Origin of the sequence: Labrenzia sp. VG12, from assembly GCF_002237595.1 — a bacterium.
Taxonomy (GTDB): domain Bacteria; phylum Pseudomonadota; class Alphaproteobacteria; order Rhizobiales; family Stappiaceae; genus Roseibium.
In genome coordinates this window covers 2,887,569-2,907,768 of the sequence record NZ_CP022529.1, presented here as the reverse complement: position 1 = coordinate 2,907,768, position 20,200 = coordinate 2,887,569, and the positions used below count along the sequence as shown (strand labels likewise).

Sequence of the window (20,200 nt, the reverse complement as noted above, 5' to 3'; positions counted from 1 at the left end):
AGAAGACTATGGATACTGGTTTTGACTTCATCATCATCGGTGGCGGCAGTGCAGGCTCCGTCGTGGCGGCGCGGCTGACCGAGAACCCGGACATCAGCGTGCTTCTGCTGGAAGCGGGCGGACGCGACTGGCATCCGTTTTATCACCTGCCAGCCGGCTTTGCGAAAATGACCAAGGGCATCGGTTCCTGGGGCTGGCACACGGTGCCGCAAAAGCACATGAAGGACAGGGTCTTCCGCTATACTCAGGCCAAGGTGATTGGCGGCGGGTCTGCGATCAATGCCCAGATCTACACCCGCGGCAACGCGCTCGACTATGACGAATGGCGTCAACTCGGCTGCGAGGGCTGGGGGTACGAGGATGTGCTGCCCTATTATCGCAAGGCCGAGGACAACGACACCTACGACAATCGCTATCACGGCCAGGGCGGTCCGCTTGGTGTTGCCAAGCCCTGTGCACCGCTGCCGATCTGTGAAGCCTATTTCGAGGCTGCGGCTGCGCTCGGGATTCCGAAGAATGAGGATGTGACCGGCGAGAAGCAGGATGGTGTCGCCTATTACCAGCTGACCCAGCGCAATGCCCGCCGCTCGTCCGCGGCCATGGCCTACCTGGCGCCGAACCGGAACCGCCCGAACCTGACGGTCCAGACGGGTGCAAACGTGCGCCGGATCCTGGTCGAGAACGGCAAGGCGACCGGGGTGGAGCTGGTTGACGGTCAGAAGCTGACGGCAACATCGGAAGTGATCCTGTCTTCCGGCGCGATCGGGTCGCCAAGACTGCTGCAGCTCTCGGGCATCGGCCCGGCAGACGACCTGAGCGCGCTCGGCATCGACATTGTGCTCGACCAGCCGAATGTCGGTGCGAACCTGCAGGATCACCTTGATCTCTACTGCATCTGCGAGGTCAGCGGCCCTCATACCTATGACCGTTATGCCAAGCCGCACATGTCGGTGGTGGCCGGTCTTCAGTATCTCTTCACGCGCCGGGGACCGGTTTCTTCCAGTCTCTTTGAGACCGGCGGCTTCTGGTATGCGGATCCCGAAGCCCGCTCGCCGGATCTGCAGTTTCACCTGGGGCTCGGAACCGGGATTGAGTCCGGTGTTGCCGCGATGCCCGATGGCGGCGTGACCCTCAATTCCTGCTACCTGCGTCCGCGCTCGCGCGGCACGGTGCGGCTCCGGAGCAGCGATCCGTCGACCGAACCTCTGATCAATCCGAACTACCTTGAAGATCCGAGGGACCGGGAGATGTCGATCCGGGGGCTCAAGCTGACGCAGGAGATCATGGCGCAGGCGCCGCTGAAACCCTTCATCAAGGCCGAGCGCCTACCGGGCCCGGACCTGAAGACAGATGAGGACTATTTCAACTTCATCTGCGAACACTCCAAGACCTCTCACCATCCGGCCGGCACGTGCCGCATGGGGGGCGATGACGGTGCCGTCGTCGATCCGCGTCTGAAGTTCAACGGCATCGACAACCTGCGTGTCGTCGACGCGTCCATCATGCCGAACGTGATTTCCTCCAACACCAATGCCGCGGCAATCATGATCGGCGAAAAAGCCTCCGACATGATCCGCGAAGACCTGAAGGCCTGACCATGATCCGTCACATCGTTCTCATCAAATTCAAGCCGGACGTGTCCGAGGACACAATCTCGGGTCTCTTTGCAGAGTTGCGGGACATCGAAAAGCAGGTCTCCGGGATCCGGGACATTACCTCCGGGCGAAGCGAAAGCCCGGAAAAGATCGAACGCGGTTACATGCACGGCTTCGTCGTCGACTTCGACGACTGGGACGCCCTGGAGCGATACCAGACCCACCCGGATCATAAGGCGCTTGGCGGCAAACTCGTCGACAATGCCGTTGGCGGTCTCGACGGCATTCTGGTCCTCGACATTCCCGTGGCGGCCTGACCGGTCCTCAAAGCATTCTGGAGACGCCGATGCTGACCCTTCCGACCTATGACAACAAGCTGGAACCCTACCAGCTGACCGGCGAGCCGTTGATCCCGCGCGCGCCGAACGTGCCGCTGACCCGCACGGCCTTTGCCGCCGCGCATGTGGTTTCCGATCCGCTTGCCGAGCGCGACCCGTGGATCGGTTCGCCCGCCGTCGACTGGGACAACACGCTGAAGTTCCGCAACTGGCTCTTCGATCAGGGTCTGGGTCTTGCCGAAGCCATGGACACCGCACAGCGGGGCATGGGAGTCGACTGGCCGACGGCAAAGGAGCTTATCGAGCGGACCATGCGGGACGCCAGGGCCCACCCGCTCAAGCCCCGGGTTGCCTGCGGGGCGGGAACCGATCAGAAGCCGCTGTCCGGGCTGAAGACAACGGCCGACATTCTTGCGGCCTATACCGAACAGATGGAAGCGGTCGAGGCGGCCGGCGGGCAGGTGATCCTGATGGCATCGCGCGCCTTTCCGGCGATCAGCGCGGGCATCGAAGACTACGCCTTCGTCTATGGCAAGCTCCTGGAAGAGGCCGCGGCTCCGGTGGTGCTGCACTGGCTGGGTGACATGTTCGATCCGGCACTGACAGGCTATTGGGGCGCGCCGGATTTCGCGACGGCGTCCGACGCGGTGCTCGACATCATCATGGCCCACAAGGACAAGGTCGACGGCATCAAGATCTCGCTGCTCAACCAGTCCTACGAGGAGCAATTCCGTGCCCGGCTGCCGGAGGGTGTCCGGCTCTATACCGGCGACGATTTTAACTATGCCGACCTGATTGCAGGCGACGGCGAACACTATTCCCATGCGTTGCTGGGCGCCTTTGCGGCGATTGCCCCTGCCGCCAGCCAGGCCCTTGAAGCCCTGGCCCAAGACGACCTTGAGACCTACCACGGCCTGTTCGCACCGACGGTTCCGCTCAGCCGTGAGATCTTCAAGGCGCCGACACAGTTCTACAAGGCAGGCATTGCCTTCCTGGCCTGGCTGAACGGTGCGCAAAGCCACTTCATCATGCCGGCCGGGTTCCAGTCGGCGCGCGAGATCACGCATTATGCGGAGGTTTTTCGGCTTGCGGATCAGGCCCGGGTGTTGTCAAAGCCGGAGATCGCGGTTGAACGGATGAAGCTGCTGCTGAAGCTCCACGGAGTGGACTAGGCACTGCGGGAAGAGGGAATGGGCAAACGACCGACCATACTGGATGTGGCCAAAAAGGCGGGGGTTTCCAAGTCCACCGTGTCGCTGGTCCTGCAGAATTCCTCGCTGGTCAAGCAGCAGACCCGTGACCAGGTCACCGAAGCGATGGAAGCGCTCGGTTATGTCTATAACCGCTCCGCGGCAGGCCTGCGCGGGGCAGCGTCCGGCCTGATCGGGCTCATCATCAACGATCTGCGCAACCCGTTCTTCACCGAGTTTGCCGCCAGCGCCCAGATGGAATTTGCGCGCAAGGGCTATTCCACGGTCATCGCCAACACCGATGAGGATCCCGACATCCAGTCCCAGGTGATCGACTCCATGATCGAGCACGGGGTCTCGGCTTTCGTGATTTCACCGGCTTATGGAGAGGATGCCGGGGCCTTCGACCGGATCGCGCGTGCCGGCATTCCAACGATGCAGGTCCTGCGGCAGCTGGATGACCGGACTGATCTGTTCCCGTTTGCCTCTCACAACTATGCGTCGGGTGGAGAGCTGGCGACAAAACATCTGCTTGACCAGGGCTGCCGCAAGATCGCCTTTGTCGGCGGTCTTCAGGACCGCGCCATTACCAACGAGCGCATGTCGGGCTACAGGGCGGTGATGGCGGCGAACACCAGGACCGTCCAGATCTTTCACGGTCGCCCGTCGCGCGCTTTCGGCCGGGATATTGCCTTGCGGATCCGGCAGGAGCATCCGGATCTCGAAGCCGTCGTCTGCTTCAGCGACCTTGTAGCGCTCGGTCTGATGTCCGGTCTGGCGGAGGCCGGCGTGCGGGTTGGCGAGGACATCAGGATCGTCGGCTTTGATGACATCGAGGAAAGTTCTCTCGTCTATCCGCGTCTGAGTTCTGTCCGGTGCGATTCCAAACGTTTCGGCACCCATGCGGCGGAGGCGATGCTGGCCTGGATTGTCGACGGCAAGCGGCCGCCGGACACAAAGCGCTACGAGGTCGAGCTCATCAGGCGTCAGACGAGCCTCGGACTGGATCCCTGAGCAAAAATCTTGAGGCCTTTTCGCAAGCGCGCATTTGCCGCCACCCAACTGAAAGACTGCCACGTGCACGACCTGGACACCCGCGTTGGCGCTGCACGCGCCCTCATCTTTGACTGCGACGGAACCCTGCTGCGCACCCCCGAGCTCTATGCGGCGGGATGGCAGATGGCGTTTCGCACGGTCGGTCAGGAGATGGACCCGGACTGGTATCACCACCGCGCCGGCATGTCGGAACGTGTTCTGCTGGATGAATTCGAGGCGGAGTTTAACGTCAAGCTGGATCGGGCGGGTGTTGTGCGGGCCATGCGGCAGGCCGTTCTAGCGCAGATCGAAGAGGTGCAGGAGATTGTTGAAGTCGCCGCCGTTGCACGGGCGCATGCCGGGCAGAAACCGATGGCTGTTGCCTCAGGTGGTCCGAAGGCAATCGTTGTGCCCTCGCTGGAAGCGGCAGGCCTGTTGCCTCTGTTTGACTGTGTGGTGACGATCGAGGATGTAGCCCACGCCAAACCCGCGCCGGATCTCTTCCTGGAGGCGGCTGACCGTCTGAAGACACCCGCAGGGTCTTGTCTGGTCTTTGAGGACAGTCGTCAGGGACTGGAAGCAGCCGGACGTGCGGGAATGGATGTGATTGATGTGAATGCGCTGATTGCCCCGCGCTTGATCTCTTGACCTGCGCGGGGCCTTTGGGCCCGGATCAGACTTTCCCGTCAGATTGTCCCGCCGAGGGAGCCTTCGAGTTCTGCGAGTTCCTGTCCGCCGGCCATGAGGTCCTGGAGTTCCTCTGCCTTGATCTCGCCGCGTGTTGCGGTGCCGAGGGTCTTGCCGCGGTTTAGCACGGTGAAGCGGTCGCCGACAGCCATGGCATGGCGGACATTGTGGGTGATGAAGACCACACCGATGCCCTTCTTGCGCACCTTGTCGACGGTCGCCAGGACGTTTGAGGTCTGGCGGACGCCAAGGGCAGAGGTCGGCTCGTCGAGGATCAGCACCTTGGCCCCGAAATAGACCGCGCGGGAAATGGCCACCGTCTGGCGCTCCCCGCCCGACAGCGTGCCGACCGCCTGGTCGGGCGAACGCAGATGAATGCCCATCTTCGCCATCTCGCTCATGGTGACCTCGTTGGCCTTGGCAAAGTCGAAGAACTTGAACGGACCGAAGCTCTTCTGCGGCTCGCGCCCCATCCAGAAGTTCCGCGTCACCGACATCAGCGGGATCATGGCCAGATCCTGATAGACGGTGGCAATGCCGGCATTCATGGCATCGCGCGGGCTGGAGAAGTTGACCTCCTTGCCCTCGATCAGGATCTTGCCTTTCGTCGGCTTGTGAACGCCGGACATGGTCTTGATGAAGGTGGACTTGCCGGCGCCGTTGTCGCCCAGAAGGCAGTGGCATTCCCCGGGCTTGACGGACACGGTGACGCCGTTGAGCGCGATCACCGGGCCGAAATGCTTCTCGATATCGACGAGTTCGATCAATGCATCGGACATGTCAGCGTTCTCCCGTGATCATGCGGCGAATGTAGGTGTTGAGGATCACGGCGAGCAGCAGGATCACACCGAGGAAGACGCGGAAGAGCGAGCTTTCCACCCCGGCAAAGAACAGGCCCTGCTGGACGACGCCGAAGACGAGCGCGCCGAGGGCGGCGCCGATGACCGAGCCGTAGCCTCCGGTCAGAAGCGCCCCGCCGATGACCACGGAGATGATCGCCTCGAACTCCTTCAGAAGACCGCGGTCGGCCGCCGCCGAGCCGAACTCCATCACCTGGCAGGTTGCAAAGACGGTGGCGCAGAAGGCGGAGAACATGAACATCAGAACCTTCACCCGGTTGACCGGAACACCGACATAGCGGGCGGCCTGGGCATCGCCGCCGGAGGCGAAGATCCAGTTGCCGAAGCGGGTGCGGGTCAGGAGGAAGTGGCCGAAGATGATCAGGATGATGGCCCAGATCATGAGCATGGGAATGCCCTCGACCACGGGCTGACCGGCCTTGGGTCCGGCCACGAACTTGCCGACGACGCCCAGATCGGCGAGCCAGACAAAGAGGCCGTTGAAGACCTTGCCACCGAAGAGCCAGGCGATGGGGTCGCCCTCGGCAGCATCCTTGACGCCACCGATGATGGTTTTGCGGGTGGTGGCAATCGCGGTGAAGATGGTCAGGCCGCGCAGGATGTAGAGAAAGGCGAGGGTGACGATGAAGGAGGGCAGGCCGGTCTTGATGACGAGGTAACCGTTGAGGGCGCCGATGGTGAGTGCCAGGAGGAAGGCGACGACGATGGCGAACCAGACGGGATATCCCCATTGCACGGAGATGAGGGCAATGACGATGCCGGAGAAGCCGATCATGGAGCCGACGGAGAGGTCGAACTCGCCGGCGATCATCAGAAGGCAGGCGCCGACGGCGATGATGGCGAACTGGGCGGCGACGGTGCCCCAGTTGATGATGCCTTCGGGGGCGAACATGCCGCTGTCGCGGGCGATGGCGACGAAGAACATGAAGACCAGGATGGTGCCGCAGATGGCACCGAGTTCGGGTCGGATCAACGCCTTGCGGAGCGCCGACATCTCGCGGACACGTTCGTCCTTTTCGGGCGCGGCCGGATCTGGCGCTGATGGCGTCTGTGTTTCAGACATGAGGTTCCTCCTGCGGTCCGGTCAGCCGGCCGCCTTGATTGCTGCGGCCCGGCCGCTGATCGTGTTTCCGGATGAAGGCGCTCGACCCCGGGCATCTGCCCAAGGGAGCGCGGGTCGTTTCAAAAAAGGAGAGGCAGCGAGCCGCCTCTCCAAGGTTCGAGGGGAGATATGACCGGTTGGTCCGGAATTAGCGGTATTCGCCCGCGTATTCCTCAACCTTGGCCAGGGCGTCTTTGGTGATGAAGCCCGGTCCGGAGTTGATGTTGTTGCCCGGCAGCACACCGAAGCGCTGGTAGTTGGCCAGAACGATCACCGGCAGGTAGGCCTGCAGGAACGGCTGCTGGTCGATGCCCCACTGGATGGTGCCGTCCTTGATGCCTTTCACGATCTCGGTGCCGAGATCAAAGGTGCCGAAATAGATGTCGCCGGCCTTGCCGATTTCCTGGAGCGCACCGATGGTCGGGTCCGCAGAGGTCGGGCCGAGTGTCAGGACGGCTTCCGTGTCCGGATTTGCGGCCAGATAGGCTTTCACCTTGTTCTTGATTTCTGCCGGATCCTGGCCGCTGTCGATCATGCTGTCGCCGAGTTCAACGCCGAGACCGTCGGCAAATCCGCGGCAGCGCTCGCCAACCACCGGGTTGGAGACGACGTGGTTCACACACAGGAAGGAGCCGACGCCGTCGCGCTTGGCGCGCTGACCGGCGGCAAGGCCTGCGTCATATTCCGGTTGACCCACATACATCAGCGCGCCGACATCGGCGGCCTGTTCCGGGGTGCCGGAATTGATGATGATCACCGGGATGCCCTTGGCAACGGCGTTCTGGATCGGGCCGGAGAGGACGTCCGGATCGGCCAGGGTGGTGATGATGCCGTCCGGATTGGAGGCGGCGGTCTGTTCGATGATGCGGGCCATGTCGGCAATGTCGCCGGTCGGCGGGTTGCGATACTCGACTTCGGCGCCAACCTGTTCGCCGGCAAGCGCCAGACCGTTCTTGATGGTGTTCCACCAGCTGTCGCTGTCCGGTGCGTGGCTGACAAGGACGAAACGCTCGCCGTCCGCAAGCGCAGGAGCCGTCAGGCCGGTGAACGCAACGGCTGCTGCCGCCATCGCGATAAGTGTCTTCTTCATGAATTCCTCCCAAATAACCTGGCACCTGATCCGGCGTATCCTGCCGGTGAGCCGTGCCTTCCTCCAGACAAACACAACGTCGCGTTAATTGCAACCGGTTGCAAAAAATTTGACGTCAAAAGACGTTCGTGTAGTTTCGGGCGAAAGGAAGTCAGTGGCTGGAATGAAAACTTGGCTGTCACGTTAAAGGAAGTTGCGGAACTTGCGGGTGTGTCCCGGTCGGCCGTGTCGAGAACCTTCACAGATGGGGCGAGCGTCTCCGCGCGCACCCGGGAGAAGGTGGAGAAGGCCGCCAAGGCGCTTGGATACCGACCGTCGCTGATCGCCCGCAGCCTGGCCACCAACCGCACCAAGCTGATCGGACTTGTCGCCAACAACTTCCAGAACCCGGCCTTTCTGGATGTGTTCGACCTCTTCACCAGCGAGCTGCAGGAACGGGGGCTGCGGCCGCTTCTGGTCAACCTGTCGGACGAGACGTCGCCCAAGGAGTTTGTCGAGTTGCTGCGGCAGTACAATGTCGATGGCGTGATTGTAGCGACCTCGACCTTGCCGACCAGCTTTGCCGGCGCTTTCCAGACCGCAGGCATCCCCGTGATTCATACGTTCGGCAAGTATCAGGCAAATGCGCAGGTCCATGTGGTCGGGATCGACAACGAGAATTGCGGCGCCATGGCGGCCGAGACCTTTCATGGGCGCGGATACCGCAAGGTGGCTCTTCTGGGAGGTCCGGAAACCGCGACATCGACCCAGGACAGGGGCACCGGATTTGAGCGCCGGTCGTCCCAGCTCGGTCTTGATGTCACGTCCATTCGCTATGCAGAGAATTACACCTACCGGGCCGGACGGGAGGCCATGGCAACCGTGCTGGCGGAGGACGATGTCGAGGCGATCTTCTGCGGCGATGATCTGATCTGCATGGGGGCAATGGATGCCGCGCGTGCCGCCGGCAAACGCATCCCGGAGGATATCGGCTTTCTCGGCTTTAACGACATCGCGATGGCGGGATGGGATGCCTATGCCCTGACGACCATAAGACAGCCGATCCGGGACATCATCATGAGCGCGGTCGAGCTGGTAGTGGGTATGGTGGAGAACCCGTCCCGCAGCCCTGAAATCCGGCTGTTTCCCTGTTCGGTGGTCGAGCGCGGATCCTTGCGCCCGGCCACCGATTGAAGAATTTTGACTTGAGGATTGGGTGCTAGAGGGTGGTCCAGCGACCGTCCGATTTGGCCGAACTGGCCGCTGCCTCAATTGCACGCATCGACCAGAGACCATCTTCCGCAGTCGGGAAGTCGAGTGCGAGAGGATCCGGAGCCGTGCCCGCCTTGCGCGCCCTCAGAACATCGGCAAGATCATGATAGATATTGGCAAAGGCCACCGGCATGCCTTCGGCGTGACCGATCGGTATGCGGGAGGCGCGGGCCGCGGCGGGCGACAGGTCGCCGTCGCCGCGTTCCAGCGTCTGCGTGCGGCCGTTCAGCGGTGTCCAGAGCAGCTGCTCCGGATGCTGCTGCTGCCAGGAGAGGCCGCCCTTCTCGCCAAAGACCTGCAAGGTCAGGCCGTGCATGCGTCCAACAGCAATCGCGCTTGTCCACAGACGGCACAGGGCGCCGTCCGACAGGCGGATGTTGATCATCGCATCGTCTTCCAGCTGCCGGTCACCCACGAGCGAGGCGAAATGCGCGGACAGCTCTGCAGGTGCCTGCCCGGACACAAAACAGGCCATGTGGAAGGCATGGATGCCGGCATCTGCGAACACCGCGGACGTACCGGCCTGCGCCGGGTCGTAGCGCCAGCGAACGCGGGGGTTGTCGGCTTCTTCGGCATCGGCATGAAAGCCGTGGGCGAACTCCGCCTTGATCAACCTGATCTTGCCAAGCTCGCCGCCAGTGATCATGGCACGCATCTGGCGGACCAGCGGGTAGCCGCTGTAGCCGTAATTGACTGCACAGACCTTGCCGGTATCGCGCATGATCGCGACGATCTCTTCCGCCTCGGCGGCCGTCATGGTCAGCGGTTTTTCGCACAGGACGTCGAAGCCGGCCTCCAGAAAAGCCCGGGTGATTTCATAATGCGTGGCGTTGGGGGTCGCGACTGTCACCAGGTCCAGCCTGTCGTCGCGATCCCGTTCACCCGCCAGCATGTCCTGCCAGTTGCCATAGGCGCGATCCGGGGCAATGCCCAGTTCGATCGCATAGTCCTTGCCCCGTTCCGCGTCGGCGTCGAGAGCGCCGGCGGCGAGGCGGAAGTGGCCGTCCAGCCCGGCGCTGATGCGATGGGTCGGGCCGATCTGCGAGCCGCGCCCGCCACCGATCATGCCCCAGTTCAATTTGCTCATGCTGATGCCTCAAAGCCGATGGAGTGCAGATAGGAACGGTTTTCCCTGGCGTCGTCGAGCGGGGACTGCGCCATTTCCGGATCGCAATCCTGTTCCACCGTACACCAGCCGGAAAAGCCTGCGGTCTCAAGCCGGGCTTTCACGGCCGGAAAGTCCACGGCGCCCCTGCCGAGATTGCAGAAGATGCCGTCACCGCAGGCTTTGTAGAAATCAGTGCGGTTGGCAACGACACTGGCGCGGACTTGCGGGTTGATATCCTTGAAATGCATGTAGGAAATCCGGTCCATATGCCGGTCCATGAAGGCGACCGGGTCAAAGCCCGCGTAAAGGCTGTGACCGGTGTCGAGGCAGATCTTGAGGATGCTCTCGTCGACCTCGGCCAGCAACCGCTCGACCTCGTCCTCAAAATCCATGAAACCGGCGGCATGAGGATGGATGGCAGCTGTCAGGCCATAGTCGTCCCGTGCCATCTTCGCAATGTCGCGGATCCGGTCCCGGAAGACGGTCCATTCCGCCTCGCTCATCTTTTCCGCTTCCTCCGGACGCCCGGCGGTGGGCGCGCGCCGCGGCGAGATGGAATCGATCAGTACCAGGTGTTCTGCACCATGGGCCTTGAGCGCGGCGCAGGTGCGCACGGCACCGTCCTTGACGTCGTCCCACTTGGCCGGATCGTGAAACGGGCGGAAGACAACGCCGCCGATCAGTTCCAGGCTGCGTGCAGCCAGGGCATCGCCAAGCTCAGACGGGTCTTCCGGCATGAAGCCGACCGGGCCCAGCTCGATGCCGCGATAGCCGGCGTCCCGGCATTGGTCGAGCACGGTCTGCCAGGCGGGGTTGCGCGGGTCGTCCGCAAATTCGACGCCCCAGGAGCAGGGCGCGTTGCCAATCTTGATGGTCATGTTCGTTTTCCAAAGAAGGTCCGGACGGTGGGCCGTCTAGACGTTTTGCAGGTCGATCCAGCTCTTGCTGTCGTTGGATTGCCAGGCCGCCTCGACGACCTGGTTGACATAAAGGCCGTCCGCAAAGGTCGGCCAGAGATTTTCGCCCGTCTCGATCGCCGTCAGGAAATCCTTGGCTTCGATGATGATCTGGTCCTGGTAGCCGGTGCCATGGCCAGGTCCGAGGCAGAAATTGACGTAATCCGGATGGTGTGGGCCGGTCAGGATTTTCTTGAAGCCTTCGCGCGCTACGGGCTGTCCGCCTTCGTAGAGCCAGAGCGCGTTCTGGTCTTCCTGGTCGAAGCGGATGGCGCCCTTGGTGCCGAATATTTCGTAGGCATAGCCCATCTTTCGGCCAAACGCTGTGCGGCTGACATAGAAGGAGCCGAGCGCGCCGGACTGGAAGCGGCACATGATCTGGGCGTGATCGTCATTGGTGACGGTCTGCATCTGTCCGTTGGCATCCGGGCGTTCTTTCACGACCGTTTCAATTTCCGCAAGCACCCGCTCCATCGGGCCGGCCAGAGCCTGGGAGGCATTGATGATATGCGGTGAGAGATCCCCCATCGTGCCGTTGGCGCGGCCCTGTGTGCGCCAGGTCGCGGGAATCAACGGATCTGCAAAGAAATCTTCCGTGTGTTCGCCGCGTATATAGCTGATCTCGCCGATCTCACCGGCCTCGATGATCTCCCGGGCGAGCTGTGAAGCCGGTGTCCTGATATAGTTGAAACCGACCATGTTGATGCAGCCGGCAGCCTCTGCGGCACGGGTCATGGCCCGGCTGTCGGTGAGGTCGCGGCCGAGCGGTTTTTCGCAAAAGACCGGTTTGCCGAGTTCAAAGGCGGCGGTGGCAATTTTCAGATGGGTTGACTGAGGCGAAGCAATCACGATGGCTTCCACATCCGGATTGCGAACAAGTTCCTGCCAGTCGGCCGTGGAGGACCTGAAGCCCAGTTCCGCGGCCTTTCGAGTGGCGCCTTCCGGTGTGGTCGTGCAGACCATCTCCAGGGAGGGGCGCAGCTTCGTATCGAAGACCGCACCGACAGCCTGCATGGCGACAGCATGGGCCTTGCCCATGTAGCCGCCGCCGACAATGCCGACGCCAAGTTTGCGTGTTTCCATCCCGTTTTGATCCATTTTTTGCAACCGCTTGCAAAAAGCATAAACACCCATTAGCTTGCCCAGTCAAGGGCTCCAGAAGCCATATAAAATTGTTTTCCGGGAGGAATAGAGGCTCATGGCCGCAAAGACGCTTCGCCTGACGATGGCTCAGGCGCTTGTCCGCTATCTGGCTGCACAATATGTCGACGTGAAAGGCGAACGGGTGCGCTTGTGCGCCGGTGGTTTCGGCATCTTCGGTCATGGCAACGTGACCTGTCTCGGCGAGGCGCTTTACGAAAACCGCGACGCTCTGCCGCTTTGGCGAGGTCAGAACGAGCAATCCATGGCGATGGCAGCTGTTGGGTACGCCAAGCAGCAGCTGCGCCGCCGCTTCATGTTCGCAACCTCGTCTGCCGGACCCGGCACGACCAACATGCTGACCTCGGCCGGCATTGCCCATACCAACCGTTTGCCGCTCCTGATGCTGGCCGGTGATGCCTTTGTCACCCGTTTGCCGGATCCGGTGTTGCAACAGGTGGAGCATCCGGGCAATCCGGGACTTTCCGTGAATGACGCCTTCAAGAGTGTTTCGCGCTACTGGGACCGGATCACGCATCCGGCGCAGCTGCTGCAGTCTCTGCCGGCAGCGATCAGCACGCTGATCGACCCGGCCGATTGCGGGCCTGTTTTCCTGGGCCTGCCGCAGGACGTTCAGGGCTGGGCGTATGACTATCCGGAAGCCTTCTTCGAACCGAAGGTCCATCACTTGCGCCGCCAGACACCGGACGAGCGGGAGCTGGCCGCAGCAGCCCAGATGCTGAAAGGGGCGGAGCGGCCCCTGATCATTGCCGGAGGCGGGGTGCAATACTCGCTGGCGACCGAGGAACTGAACGCCTTTGCCCACAAACACCAGATCCCGGTCGTGGAAACCATCGCCGGACGGGCCAATCTGGTTTTTTCCGATGAGCTCAATTGCGGTCCGATTGGCGTGACCGGCTCCAATTCGGCCAATGCCCTGGCGGGCGAAGCAGATGTCGTTCTGGCCGTCGGTACGCGGCTTCAGGACTTCACCACCGGATCCTGGACCGTCTTTGCACCCGAAGCCCGCATCGTTGCGCTGAATGTCGGTCGCCATGACGCGGGCAAGCACATGGCGCAGCCGGTGGTGGGAGACGCCAAACTGTCTCTGCCGCTGCTTTCCGATGCGCTGGATGGTCTGACGACCACCGTGTCCTGGCGCGAGAAAGCCGCCTTGGAACGTGCTGCCTGGAATGCCTATGTCGATGACAATATTTCGCCGACAGCAGGCGACGGCAGCAACCGGCCGATGTCCTATGCCCAGGTGATCGGGGCCGTGAACGAGGTCTGCGATCCGGACGACAGAGTGGTTGCGGCGGCCGGCGGCCTGCCTGCGGAGGTCACGGCGAACTGGCGGACAAAGTCGCTTGGCTCGGTGGACGTTGAATTCGGCTTTTCCTGCATGGGGTATGAGATCTCCGGGGGCTGGGGCGCGCGGCTTGGCCACCAGGAAGAGCACGCGGACAAGGATACGATCGTCTTTGTCGGGGACGGATCCTATCTCCTGATGAACTCAGATATCTATTCCTCGGTCCTGTCTGGCGCGAAGATGATCATCGTGGTCTGCGACAATGGCGGTTTTGCCGTCATCAACAAACTGCAGAACAACACGGGCAACGAATCCTACAACAACCTGATTGCCGATTGCCGTCTGGCAGTCGAACCTTTTGCCGTGGACTTCGAGGCGCACGCCCGGTCCATGGGAGCCAATGCGGAGACTGTCTATTCGATCGAGGGTCTGAAAGAAGCGTTTGGCCGGGCAAAACAGTCCGACCGCACCTACGTGATCTCGATGAAGGTCGATGCCTTTGAAGGCTGGACACAGGAAGGCCATTCCTGGTGGGAAGTCGGCACACCGGAGGTCTCCAACAGTCCGCGCGTCAAGCAGGCGCATGAGGACTGGGAAGCCGGGCGTTCTGCCCAGCGAAAAGGCGTCTGACATGCCGGCCGGCCTGACATCGCGGTCCCGCTTTCTGGTTCTCGGACGCGCCGGGATGGATCTCTATGCCCATCCGTCCGGTGCGACCGCGGAGACCGCGAGCCATTTCGCAACCGCTCTTGGTGGCTCTTCGGGCAACATTGCCGCCGGGCTTGCGCGACAGGGTCTTGCCGTCAGCATGCTGACCTGCGTCTCGGACGACAGCGTTGGCCGTTTCGTGCGGCGTGAGCTGGAAGCTTATGGCGTCGATACCCGTCACATGAAGGTGCTTGTCGACGGGTCGCGCACGTCTCTGGCGATCACCGAGACCCGCATTGAAGACACGCAGAACACGCTTTACCGGAACAATGCGTCCGACTTGCTGATGGACGAGGCACAGGTCGCAGGGGTCGACTTCGAAAACTTCGACGCGCTGGTCGTCACCGGGACGGCGCTTGCAGCTCATCCCTCCCGCCAGGCAACACTGAGAGCGATGGAACATGCCCGGGCGGCCGGCGGCTATGTTGTCCTTGATCTTGATTACCGGCCCTATTCCTGGCCCGGCAGTCTCGAGGCTGCCGAAACCTACCGGGCGGCCATCGAAGCCTCTGATCTTGTCGTCGGCAATGACGACGAGTTCGCCGTGGTTGCCGATGGCACCCACGAGGCGGGCCGCGTTCTGGCAGAACAGCTTGGCCGTGAGGACATGACCATCGTCTACAAGATGGGCGAGAAAGGCTCGGTGGTGTTTTCCGAGGCGGAAACCTTCGAGACGGGCATTTTTCCGGTGACTGCGATCAAGCCGATGGGGGCGGGAGATGCCTTCATGGCGTTGCTGCTTGCGTCGCTCGCGGCGGGACATTCCATGCGCGAAGCGGTGCGGCGGGGATCGGCGGCTGCCGCGATGGTGGTGTCGACCTTCGGCTGTGCACCGGCCATGCCGACGCCATCAGATCTTGAAACCTTTTTGAACGCTCACAGCGTCCCGCAATCTTGAGGAGACCGCCATGCATATTCCACCGTTTGAAAATGCGAACAAGGCCATCATCGATGTGGAGGATGCGCGCGTTCCGCTGAACTATTTCAACATCGTCAAGTTGACCAGGGGACAGGCCTTCGAATATGCCGTTCCCGGCTACGAGACCGCCATTGTGCCGGCCACCGGCAGCGTCGATGTTTCCGTCGAAGGGGTGGAATTTCCGGCGCTCGGCTTGCGCGGCGTCGATGTCTGGGATGGGGAACCGGAGGGTGTCTATGTGCCGTCCGGGGCAAAGGCACAGCTTGTCTGCGTGAGCGATGCGGCCGAAGTCTTCATTGCCGGTGCGAAATACGACAAGGTCCTGGAGCCCTTCGATGTGCGCGCGGAGGCGATCGATCTCGTGCAATATGGCTCCGACGACACCAAGACCCATCGCAAGATCAAGCACATTCTCGGGACGAAATACCACGACAAGGTCGGCCGGCTCCTGGTGTCGGAGCTGTTTACGGTGGGGCAGGGCGGCTGGTCCGGGTTCCCGCCGCACAAACACGACACTGACCGGATCCCCGAGGAATCCCGCCACGACGAGACCTACAATTTCCGCTTCCGCCCCAACAAGGGCTTTGGCATGCAGCTCGTGCAGCGGGAAGACGGCAAGGTGGGCGATGCCTACCACATTGTCGACGGGTCGACGATCGTCCTGGACAAGGGCTATCACCCCTGTGTCGTCGCACCGGGTTATGAAATGTATTATTTCACGATCCTGGGCGGCCTGTCGCAGCGATCGCTGGTCCAGTATTTCCAGCCCGATCATGCCTGGCAGATCGAGACCATTCCCGGCATCAAAGACATGATTGCCAAGTTCAAATGACGGCGGTCAATCTGACGGAGCTGCTCAAAAGAGCGTCCGAGGAAGGGTACGCGCTGGCCGGGCTTGTCGTGCTCGGCTGGGAAGACGCTTTGGCCTATGTGGAGGCTGCCGAAGAGGTCGGTTGCCCGGTCATTCTCCAGGCGGGGCCGGGCTGCCGGGCCCATACGCCGGTTCCGGTGATCGGCAAGATGCTGCGACACCTGGCCGACCAGGCCACGGTGCCGGTCGTCTGTCATCTCGATCACGGATACACCGTCGAGGAATGCCTGGAAGGGATCGATCACGGCTTCACGTCGCTGATGTTCGATGGCTCCAAGCTGCCGATTTCTGAAAATGTCGCCCTGACATCGGGCCTTGTTGAGGTCGCCCATCCGGCGGGTGTCTCGGTTGAAGGTGAGGTTGGCTATGTCGGTTATGCCGCCGGGGCCGCGTCACGCTTCACCGACCCGGAGGAGGCGGCCCTGTTTGACCTGGAGAGCGGGGCCGATGCCATTGCGATCTCCGTCGGCAATGTGCACCTGCAGACCGAGCCGACAGACGGGATCGATTTTGAGGCGCTTAGCGCCATCGAGGCGGTCACGAGGAAACCGCTGGTGCTTCATGGCGGCAGCGGGATCCCGGAGGCCGACCGTGTCCGGCTGGCCAGGGAAACGCGTGTTTGCAAGTTCAACTTCGGTACCGAGCTGCGCCAGACCTTCGGCAAGGCGTTGCGGCAGGAACTGGCGGACCGACCGGACGTTTTTGACCGGATTTCCATCCTGAAAGGAACGATGCCGGCGGTGCGGGCGGCGGCTGCCGACATGCTCCGGACTGTCACCAGGATCTGAAACGCGTCCGGTCCGAGGGCAGGCGCCAACAGTGAACTTACTTCTTCTGCACTGCTGACAGCGTGTTGCCGGAGGGCGTCTTCGACCCTACCATCCTTGTGACGTCGGAAGCCGGGGCGTGACGGAAGGCAGCTGCATCCGGAGCGGCTCGAGCCCCGCGCCTCAGGGATAAGGTAGGTTGTCGATGAGAAATGCCAGGATCACGCGTCTCCCATTTGGCTTGCCGCTTTTTTTGTCCGCCCTTGCCGCAGTTTTTTCGCTCTTTTTCGTGACTGGTTCCGCGAATGCCAACGGCGTTCTGGAAGAGGTGCGGCGGACCTTGGCGCAGCCGGAGCGTCTGCCGCTCGTCGTTGAAAAACGCCGCACGGCGATCCGCGATTTTTATGCCGCCGATGGAGCAACCTTGCTCTGGCTGCAAGGTTCCTTGAGTGAAGACTTTCTGACGGTGCTGCAAACCGCGAGCCGGGAGGGGCTGCGACCGGAAGATTATCCGGCAGAGGTCCTGATGGCCGCGCTGGACGATGCCGAAGACCTGCAGGATCCGGTGGATGCAGCCTGGACCGAGCTTCTGTTCACGGCACAATTCCTCGATTTCGCCAGCGACCTCCGCGCCGGGCGCGTTTCGCCACGGGTGCTCTACCCGGACGCCTATATGCCGCGCAACGCTATCGATGCACTCGAAGCCCTGGCGCGCCTGGAAGAGGCCGGCAGTCTCGGGGCCTTTATCGAGACCTGGCAGCCGCAGGACGACACCTATCGCCGGCTCAAGGGAGAGCTGGCGCGTCTGCTGGAGATCTCGGCTTCAAGCGGGTTCACCTATGTGGAGCCGGGGGAGGTGATCCGAGCCGGTCAGTCGGATGATCGCGTCCCTGCCCTCAAGCACAGACTGGTGGAAGACGGTCTGCTTTCTGAGGCTTCCGGGCAGAAACTGCTCGACAAGCGCACGGCCTTTGCGGTGGCGCAGGCGCAGCAGCGCTATGGCCAACCGGTTTCCGCAGATCTGACGCCCGGTCTCGTGCGGGCGCTCAACATCCCGGTGGACCGGCGGATCGAGCAGGTCAGCAATGCGATGGAGCGGATCCGCTGGATCCCGAACGAATATGCGCGTCTGCAGCTCTTCATCAACAAGGGTGAAAACCGGTTTGTCTTTCTGGAAAACGGTCGTGTCCTGCAGGACGGCCGGGCCTATGCCAATTGCCCCGACCGCAATCACACCACGTTGGCGACGACCATCGAGGCGGTCACGCTTTATCCGACCTGGCAGGTGCCGTTCGACTATCTGGGCCAGGAATTGCTGACCCGGTTGCAGAAAGACCCGGATGAACTTGCGTCGGAAGGCTATTATCTACGCAGAAAAGGCGCGGACGTGCCCCTGAGTGCCTTGCCCTGGCGCGAAGCAACGCCGAGAAACCTGAAGCGGCTGGAAGACGAGACCACGCTTTATCTGTCCGGGTCGGATCAAAACCCGCTTGGCCGCTATGCCTATCGTTTGCGCCGCGAGCAGAAACTCTCGCTTTTCGACCTGTCGGAGGCTCCGGAAGGGGACACGTTCTGCAATCCCTATCTGCCCAAATCGGCCTTCGGTATTGTTGACGGGCTCAACCTGCTTGATCACATCATCGAACCGCGCGTTCTGCCGACCGGTGGTCTTGCCCCGCGCATCGACCGCAACGAGACCGTTACCTTTCCGGCGCGCGGCGGCCTGATGGCCGTGGTGTCGCACCAGTCCGTCTGGGTACAGCGCCAGGGCACCATCCGGTTCGGAAATGACCCTTACCTGGAAGATGCACGGCTTACCTCCGCCCTGTCGGGCAGACCGAAGCCCTGACAGGAAGGGCTTTTCGCACGGGCCGGAACTTTCTATGGTTCCGGCATGCCGCATCTCTTTCTCAACCGGCCCAGAAAATACAATCTCGCGTCCGGTCAGGACAGTGCGGGCAAGGAGCTTTTCTGGGAAAGCCTGAACGCCTTCATCTACAAGATCGGCGGTGTGATCTTCATTTTCGGCAGCGTGCTGTTCTTCCCGGCCTTCAGTGCCTATGAGGATCTCGGCGCCTGGTCCTTTGTGGTCGGCTCGCTGCTTTATCTGCTGGTGACCGGCCACGATCTTCTGGAAGTGTTCAATGCGCGGCGGCACCGCACCACGCCGCCCACGATCTGGAACCGTCTGGAGGCCGCCGCAGCCATAGCCTATGTCACCGGCACCGTGCTGTTCATCATCGGCAGTCTGTGTTTTCTCAAACGGTTCGACCAGACGGAGGTCGGCGCCTACTGCTTCATCATCGGCAGTCTGCTGTTCGTGGCAGGAGCCGTGGTCAATGTCATCCAGATCGTGTCTGCGGCCAGCATGATCCGGCTGCAGCTGATGAACCTGACCGCGATTTCCTTCGTTGCCGGATCGGTGCTCTTTGCAGTGGCATCCGTTCCCTATCTCTGGACAGTTGAGAGCGCTTCCGACGCGCGGGAGCTGTTTGCCTATCTGGCACTGCTTTACGTGATCGGCAGCGCGCTCTTCCTGCTCGGTGGCATCTTCAACTACTGGCGGGCGCTGCTGGTTATCGAGGCCCTGAAAACCCGGGGCAACAAGCGTGGCGATCCGGATGATCAGCACGGAAACGCACTTCAACAAGACATGCGCGCGGTGCTGGAACGCCGGTTGGATCCCTGAGAAGAAACCGCCTGTCCACGTGCAGGGCCCGGCAAGATGCGGAGCCCTGCAAAACCGTAGCCCGACCGGTCAAGCCACGCGCTTGCCGAACAACTTGGAAAAGAAGCCTTTCTTGGGTTCTTCCACGGTTGCCGCGGCTTCTTTCATGACGCCGGCAACGGTCGTGAAGGTCTCGGTCCAGGCGTCTTTCACCTCCGGGGTGAAAGCCTCGCCGAGGCCCTTTTCAAGCGTGAAGAGGAGGGCGGCCCCGACAGTGTCGTAATGTTCGTCCTTGACGCCATAGGCAACATGCTTGCGGCCCAGATCCTGAACCGTCGGCAGGATCGTCTCGACCTGGTGCAGATTGTTGACCGCAACGCCGAGCGTCTGCATCAGCTTGTCTTTCTGGTTGGACATGTCGGCCGGGAACATCGGCCGGACATCGGGGGCGATCTCGAACAGCCGGTCGTAGAAAATGTCGGCCGCCTTGTCCGCAATCGGCGCGACCTGGGCGAAACTGTCCTGAACGAGTTTGATCTTTTCGGGTGTCATGCGCTTTCCTTCCTGAATGTCTACACCGCTTTGGAGAACGGCGATAGCCGTGCT

Annotated in this window: 19 protein-coding genes; 12 read left to right on the top strand and 7 right to left on the bottom strand. The window is 61.9% G+C overall.

Annotated features, from left to right (window positions below):
* The first annotated feature begins 8 nt into the window (after positions 1 to 8).
* From CHH27_RS13570 to CHH27_RS13550, 5 genes are all read left to right on the top strand, one after another.
* Positions 9 to 1,595, top strand: a complete 1,587-nt coding sequence (locus CHH27_RS13570; protein ID WP_094072068.1) for a GMC family oxidoreductase — start codon at positions 9 to 11, stop codon at positions 1,593 to 1,595.
* Positions 1,596 to 1,597: 2 nt separating this feature from the next.
* Positions 1,598 to 1,912 carry a Dabb family protein gene (locus CHH27_RS13565; protein WP_094072067.1) on the top strand — a complete coding sequence of 105 codons (315 nt, stop codon included), beginning with the start codon at positions 1,598 to 1,600 and terminating at the stop codon, positions 1,910 to 1,912.
* Positions 1,913 to 1,941: 29 nt separating this feature from the next.
* A complete protein-coding gene (locus CHH27_RS13560) occupies positions 1,942 to 3,105 on the top strand; it encodes a dihydrodipicolinate synthase family protein (protein ID WP_094072066.1) in 1,164 nt (387 codons plus the stop codon).
* Between the two features lie 18 nt (positions 3,106 to 3,123).
* The gene (locus CHH27_RS13555; RefSeq protein ID WP_094072065.1) at positions 3,124 to 4,137 is read left to right on the top strand and encodes a LacI family DNA-binding transcriptional regulator; all 1,014 of its coding nucleotides are present in this window, start codon (positions 3,124 to 3,126) and stop codon (positions 4,135 to 4,137) included.
* Positions 4,138 to 4,200: 63 nt separating this feature from the next.
* Positions 4,201 to 4,806, top strand: a complete 606-nt coding sequence (locus tag CHH27_RS13550; RefSeq protein ID WP_094072064.1) for an HAD family phosphatase — start codon at positions 4,201 to 4,203, stop codon at positions 4,804 to 4,806.
* Positions 4,807 to 4,844: 38 nt separating this feature from the next.
* Here the strand turns inward: CHH27_RS13550 and CHH27_RS13545 are convergent, their stop codons facing one another.
* The 3 genes from CHH27_RS13545 to CHH27_RS13535 form a co-directional block, all read right to left on the bottom strand.
* A complete protein-coding gene (locus tag CHH27_RS13545; protein WP_094072063.1) occupies positions 4,845 to 5,624 on the bottom strand; it encodes an ATP-binding cassette domain-containing protein in 780 nt (259 codons plus the stop codon).
* 1 nt (position 5,625) lies between these two features.
* A complete protein-coding gene (locus CHH27_RS13540) occupies positions 5,626 to 6,768 on the bottom strand; it encodes an ABC transporter permease (RefSeq protein WP_094072062.1) in 1,143 nt (380 codons plus the stop codon).
* A 187-nt stretch (positions 6,769 to 6,955) separates the two neighbouring features.
* Entirely contained in the window at positions 6,956 to 7,897 is a 942-nt protein-coding gene (locus tag CHH27_RS13535) for a sugar ABC transporter substrate-binding protein (protein ID WP_094074730.1), read from the bottom strand.
* 171 nt (positions 7,898 to 8,068) lie between these two features.
* Between CHH27_RS13535 and CHH27_RS13530 the strand changes: the two genes are divergently transcribed.
* Positions 8,069 to 9,070 carry a LacI family DNA-binding transcriptional regulator gene (locus CHH27_RS13530; RefSeq protein WP_094072061.1) on the top strand — a complete coding sequence of 334 codons (1,002 nt, stop codon included), beginning with the start codon at positions 8,069 to 8,071 and terminating at the stop codon, positions 9,068 to 9,070.
* A gap of 25 nt (positions 9,071 to 9,095) precedes the next feature.
* On the opposite strand, the gene CHH27_RS13525 is transcribed toward CHH27_RS13530, so the two are convergent.
* Genes CHH27_RS13525 through CHH27_RS13515 form a run of 3 tightly spaced genes read right to left on the bottom strand, consistent with a single transcriptional unit; the run spans position 9,096 to position 12,295 of the window.
* A complete protein-coding gene (locus tag CHH27_RS13525) occupies positions 9,096 to 10,235 on the bottom strand; it encodes a Gfo/Idh/MocA family protein (protein WP_094072060.1) in 1,140 nt (379 codons plus the stop codon).
* Positions 10,232 to 11,134: a TIM barrel protein gene (locus CHH27_RS13520; RefSeq protein WP_094072059.1), complete on the bottom strand. Its 903-nt coding sequence runs from the start codon at positions 11,132 to 11,134 to the stop codon at positions 10,232 to 10,234. Before CHH27_RS13520 ends, CHH27_RS13525 begins: the two co-directional genes overlap by 4 nt.
* A gap of 36 nt (positions 11,135 to 11,170) precedes the next feature.
* Complete coding sequence (locus tag CHH27_RS13515) at positions 11,171 to 12,295, bottom strand: Gfo/Idh/MocA family protein (protein WP_198338421.1); 1,125 nt, start codon at positions 12,293 to 12,295, stop codon at positions 11,171 to 11,173.
* 115 nt (positions 12,296 to 12,410) lie between these two features.
* Between CHH27_RS13515 and iolD the strand changes: the two genes are divergently transcribed.
* The 6 genes from iolD to CHH27_RS13485 all read left to right on the top strand — a co-directional run bounded on the left by iolD (position 12,411) and on the right by CHH27_RS13485 (position 19,615).
* The gene (iolD, locus tag CHH27_RS13510; RefSeq protein ID WP_094072057.1) at positions 12,411 to 14,291 is read left to right on the top strand and encodes a 3D-(3,5/4)-trihydroxycyclohexane-1,2-dione acylhydrolase (decyclizing); all 1,881 of its coding nucleotides are present in this window, start codon (positions 12,411 to 12,413) and stop codon (positions 14,289 to 14,291) included.
* Positions 14,245 to 15,267 (top strand): 5-dehydro-2-deoxygluconokinase, encoded by a 1,023-nt coding sequence (gene iolC, locus CHH27_RS13505; RefSeq protein ID WP_247646230.1) that lies wholly within the window; start codon positions 14,245 to 14,247, stop codon positions 15,265 to 15,267. The genes iolD and iolC overlap by 47 nt, the downstream gene beginning before the upstream one ends.
* 10 nt (positions 15,268 to 15,277) lie before the next feature.
* Positions 15,278 to 16,120: a 5-deoxy-glucuronate isomerase gene (locus CHH27_RS13500; protein WP_094072055.1), complete on the top strand. Its 843-nt coding sequence runs from the start codon at positions 15,278 to 15,280 to the stop codon at positions 16,118 to 16,120.
* Complete coding sequence (locus CHH27_RS13495; protein ID WP_094072054.1) at positions 16,117 to 16,947, top strand: class II fructose-bisphosphate aldolase; 831 nt, start codon at positions 16,117 to 16,119, stop codon at positions 16,945 to 16,947. The genes CHH27_RS13500 and CHH27_RS13495 overlap by 4 nt, the downstream gene beginning before the upstream one ends.
* Before the next feature lie 268 nt (positions 16,948 to 17,215).
* Entirely contained in the window at positions 17,216 to 18,775 is a 1,560-nt protein-coding gene (locus tag CHH27_RS13490; RefSeq protein WP_157738925.1) for a hypothetical protein, read from the top strand.
* A gap of 45 nt (positions 18,776 to 18,820) precedes the next feature.
* Positions 18,821 to 19,615, top strand: a complete 795-nt coding sequence (locus tag CHH27_RS13485) for a YrhK family protein (protein ID WP_094072052.1) — start codon at positions 18,821 to 18,823, stop codon at positions 19,613 to 19,615.
* A gap of 69 nt (positions 19,616 to 19,684) precedes the next feature.
* On the opposite strand, the gene CHH27_RS13480 is transcribed toward CHH27_RS13485, so the two are convergent.
* On the bottom strand, positions 19,685 to 20,146 hold the full coding sequence (locus tag CHH27_RS13480) for a globin family protein (RefSeq protein ID WP_094072051.1): 462 nt from the start codon (positions 20,144 to 20,146) through the stop codon (positions 19,685 to 19,687).
* Between the last annotated feature and the right edge of the window lie 54 nt (positions 20,147 to 20,200).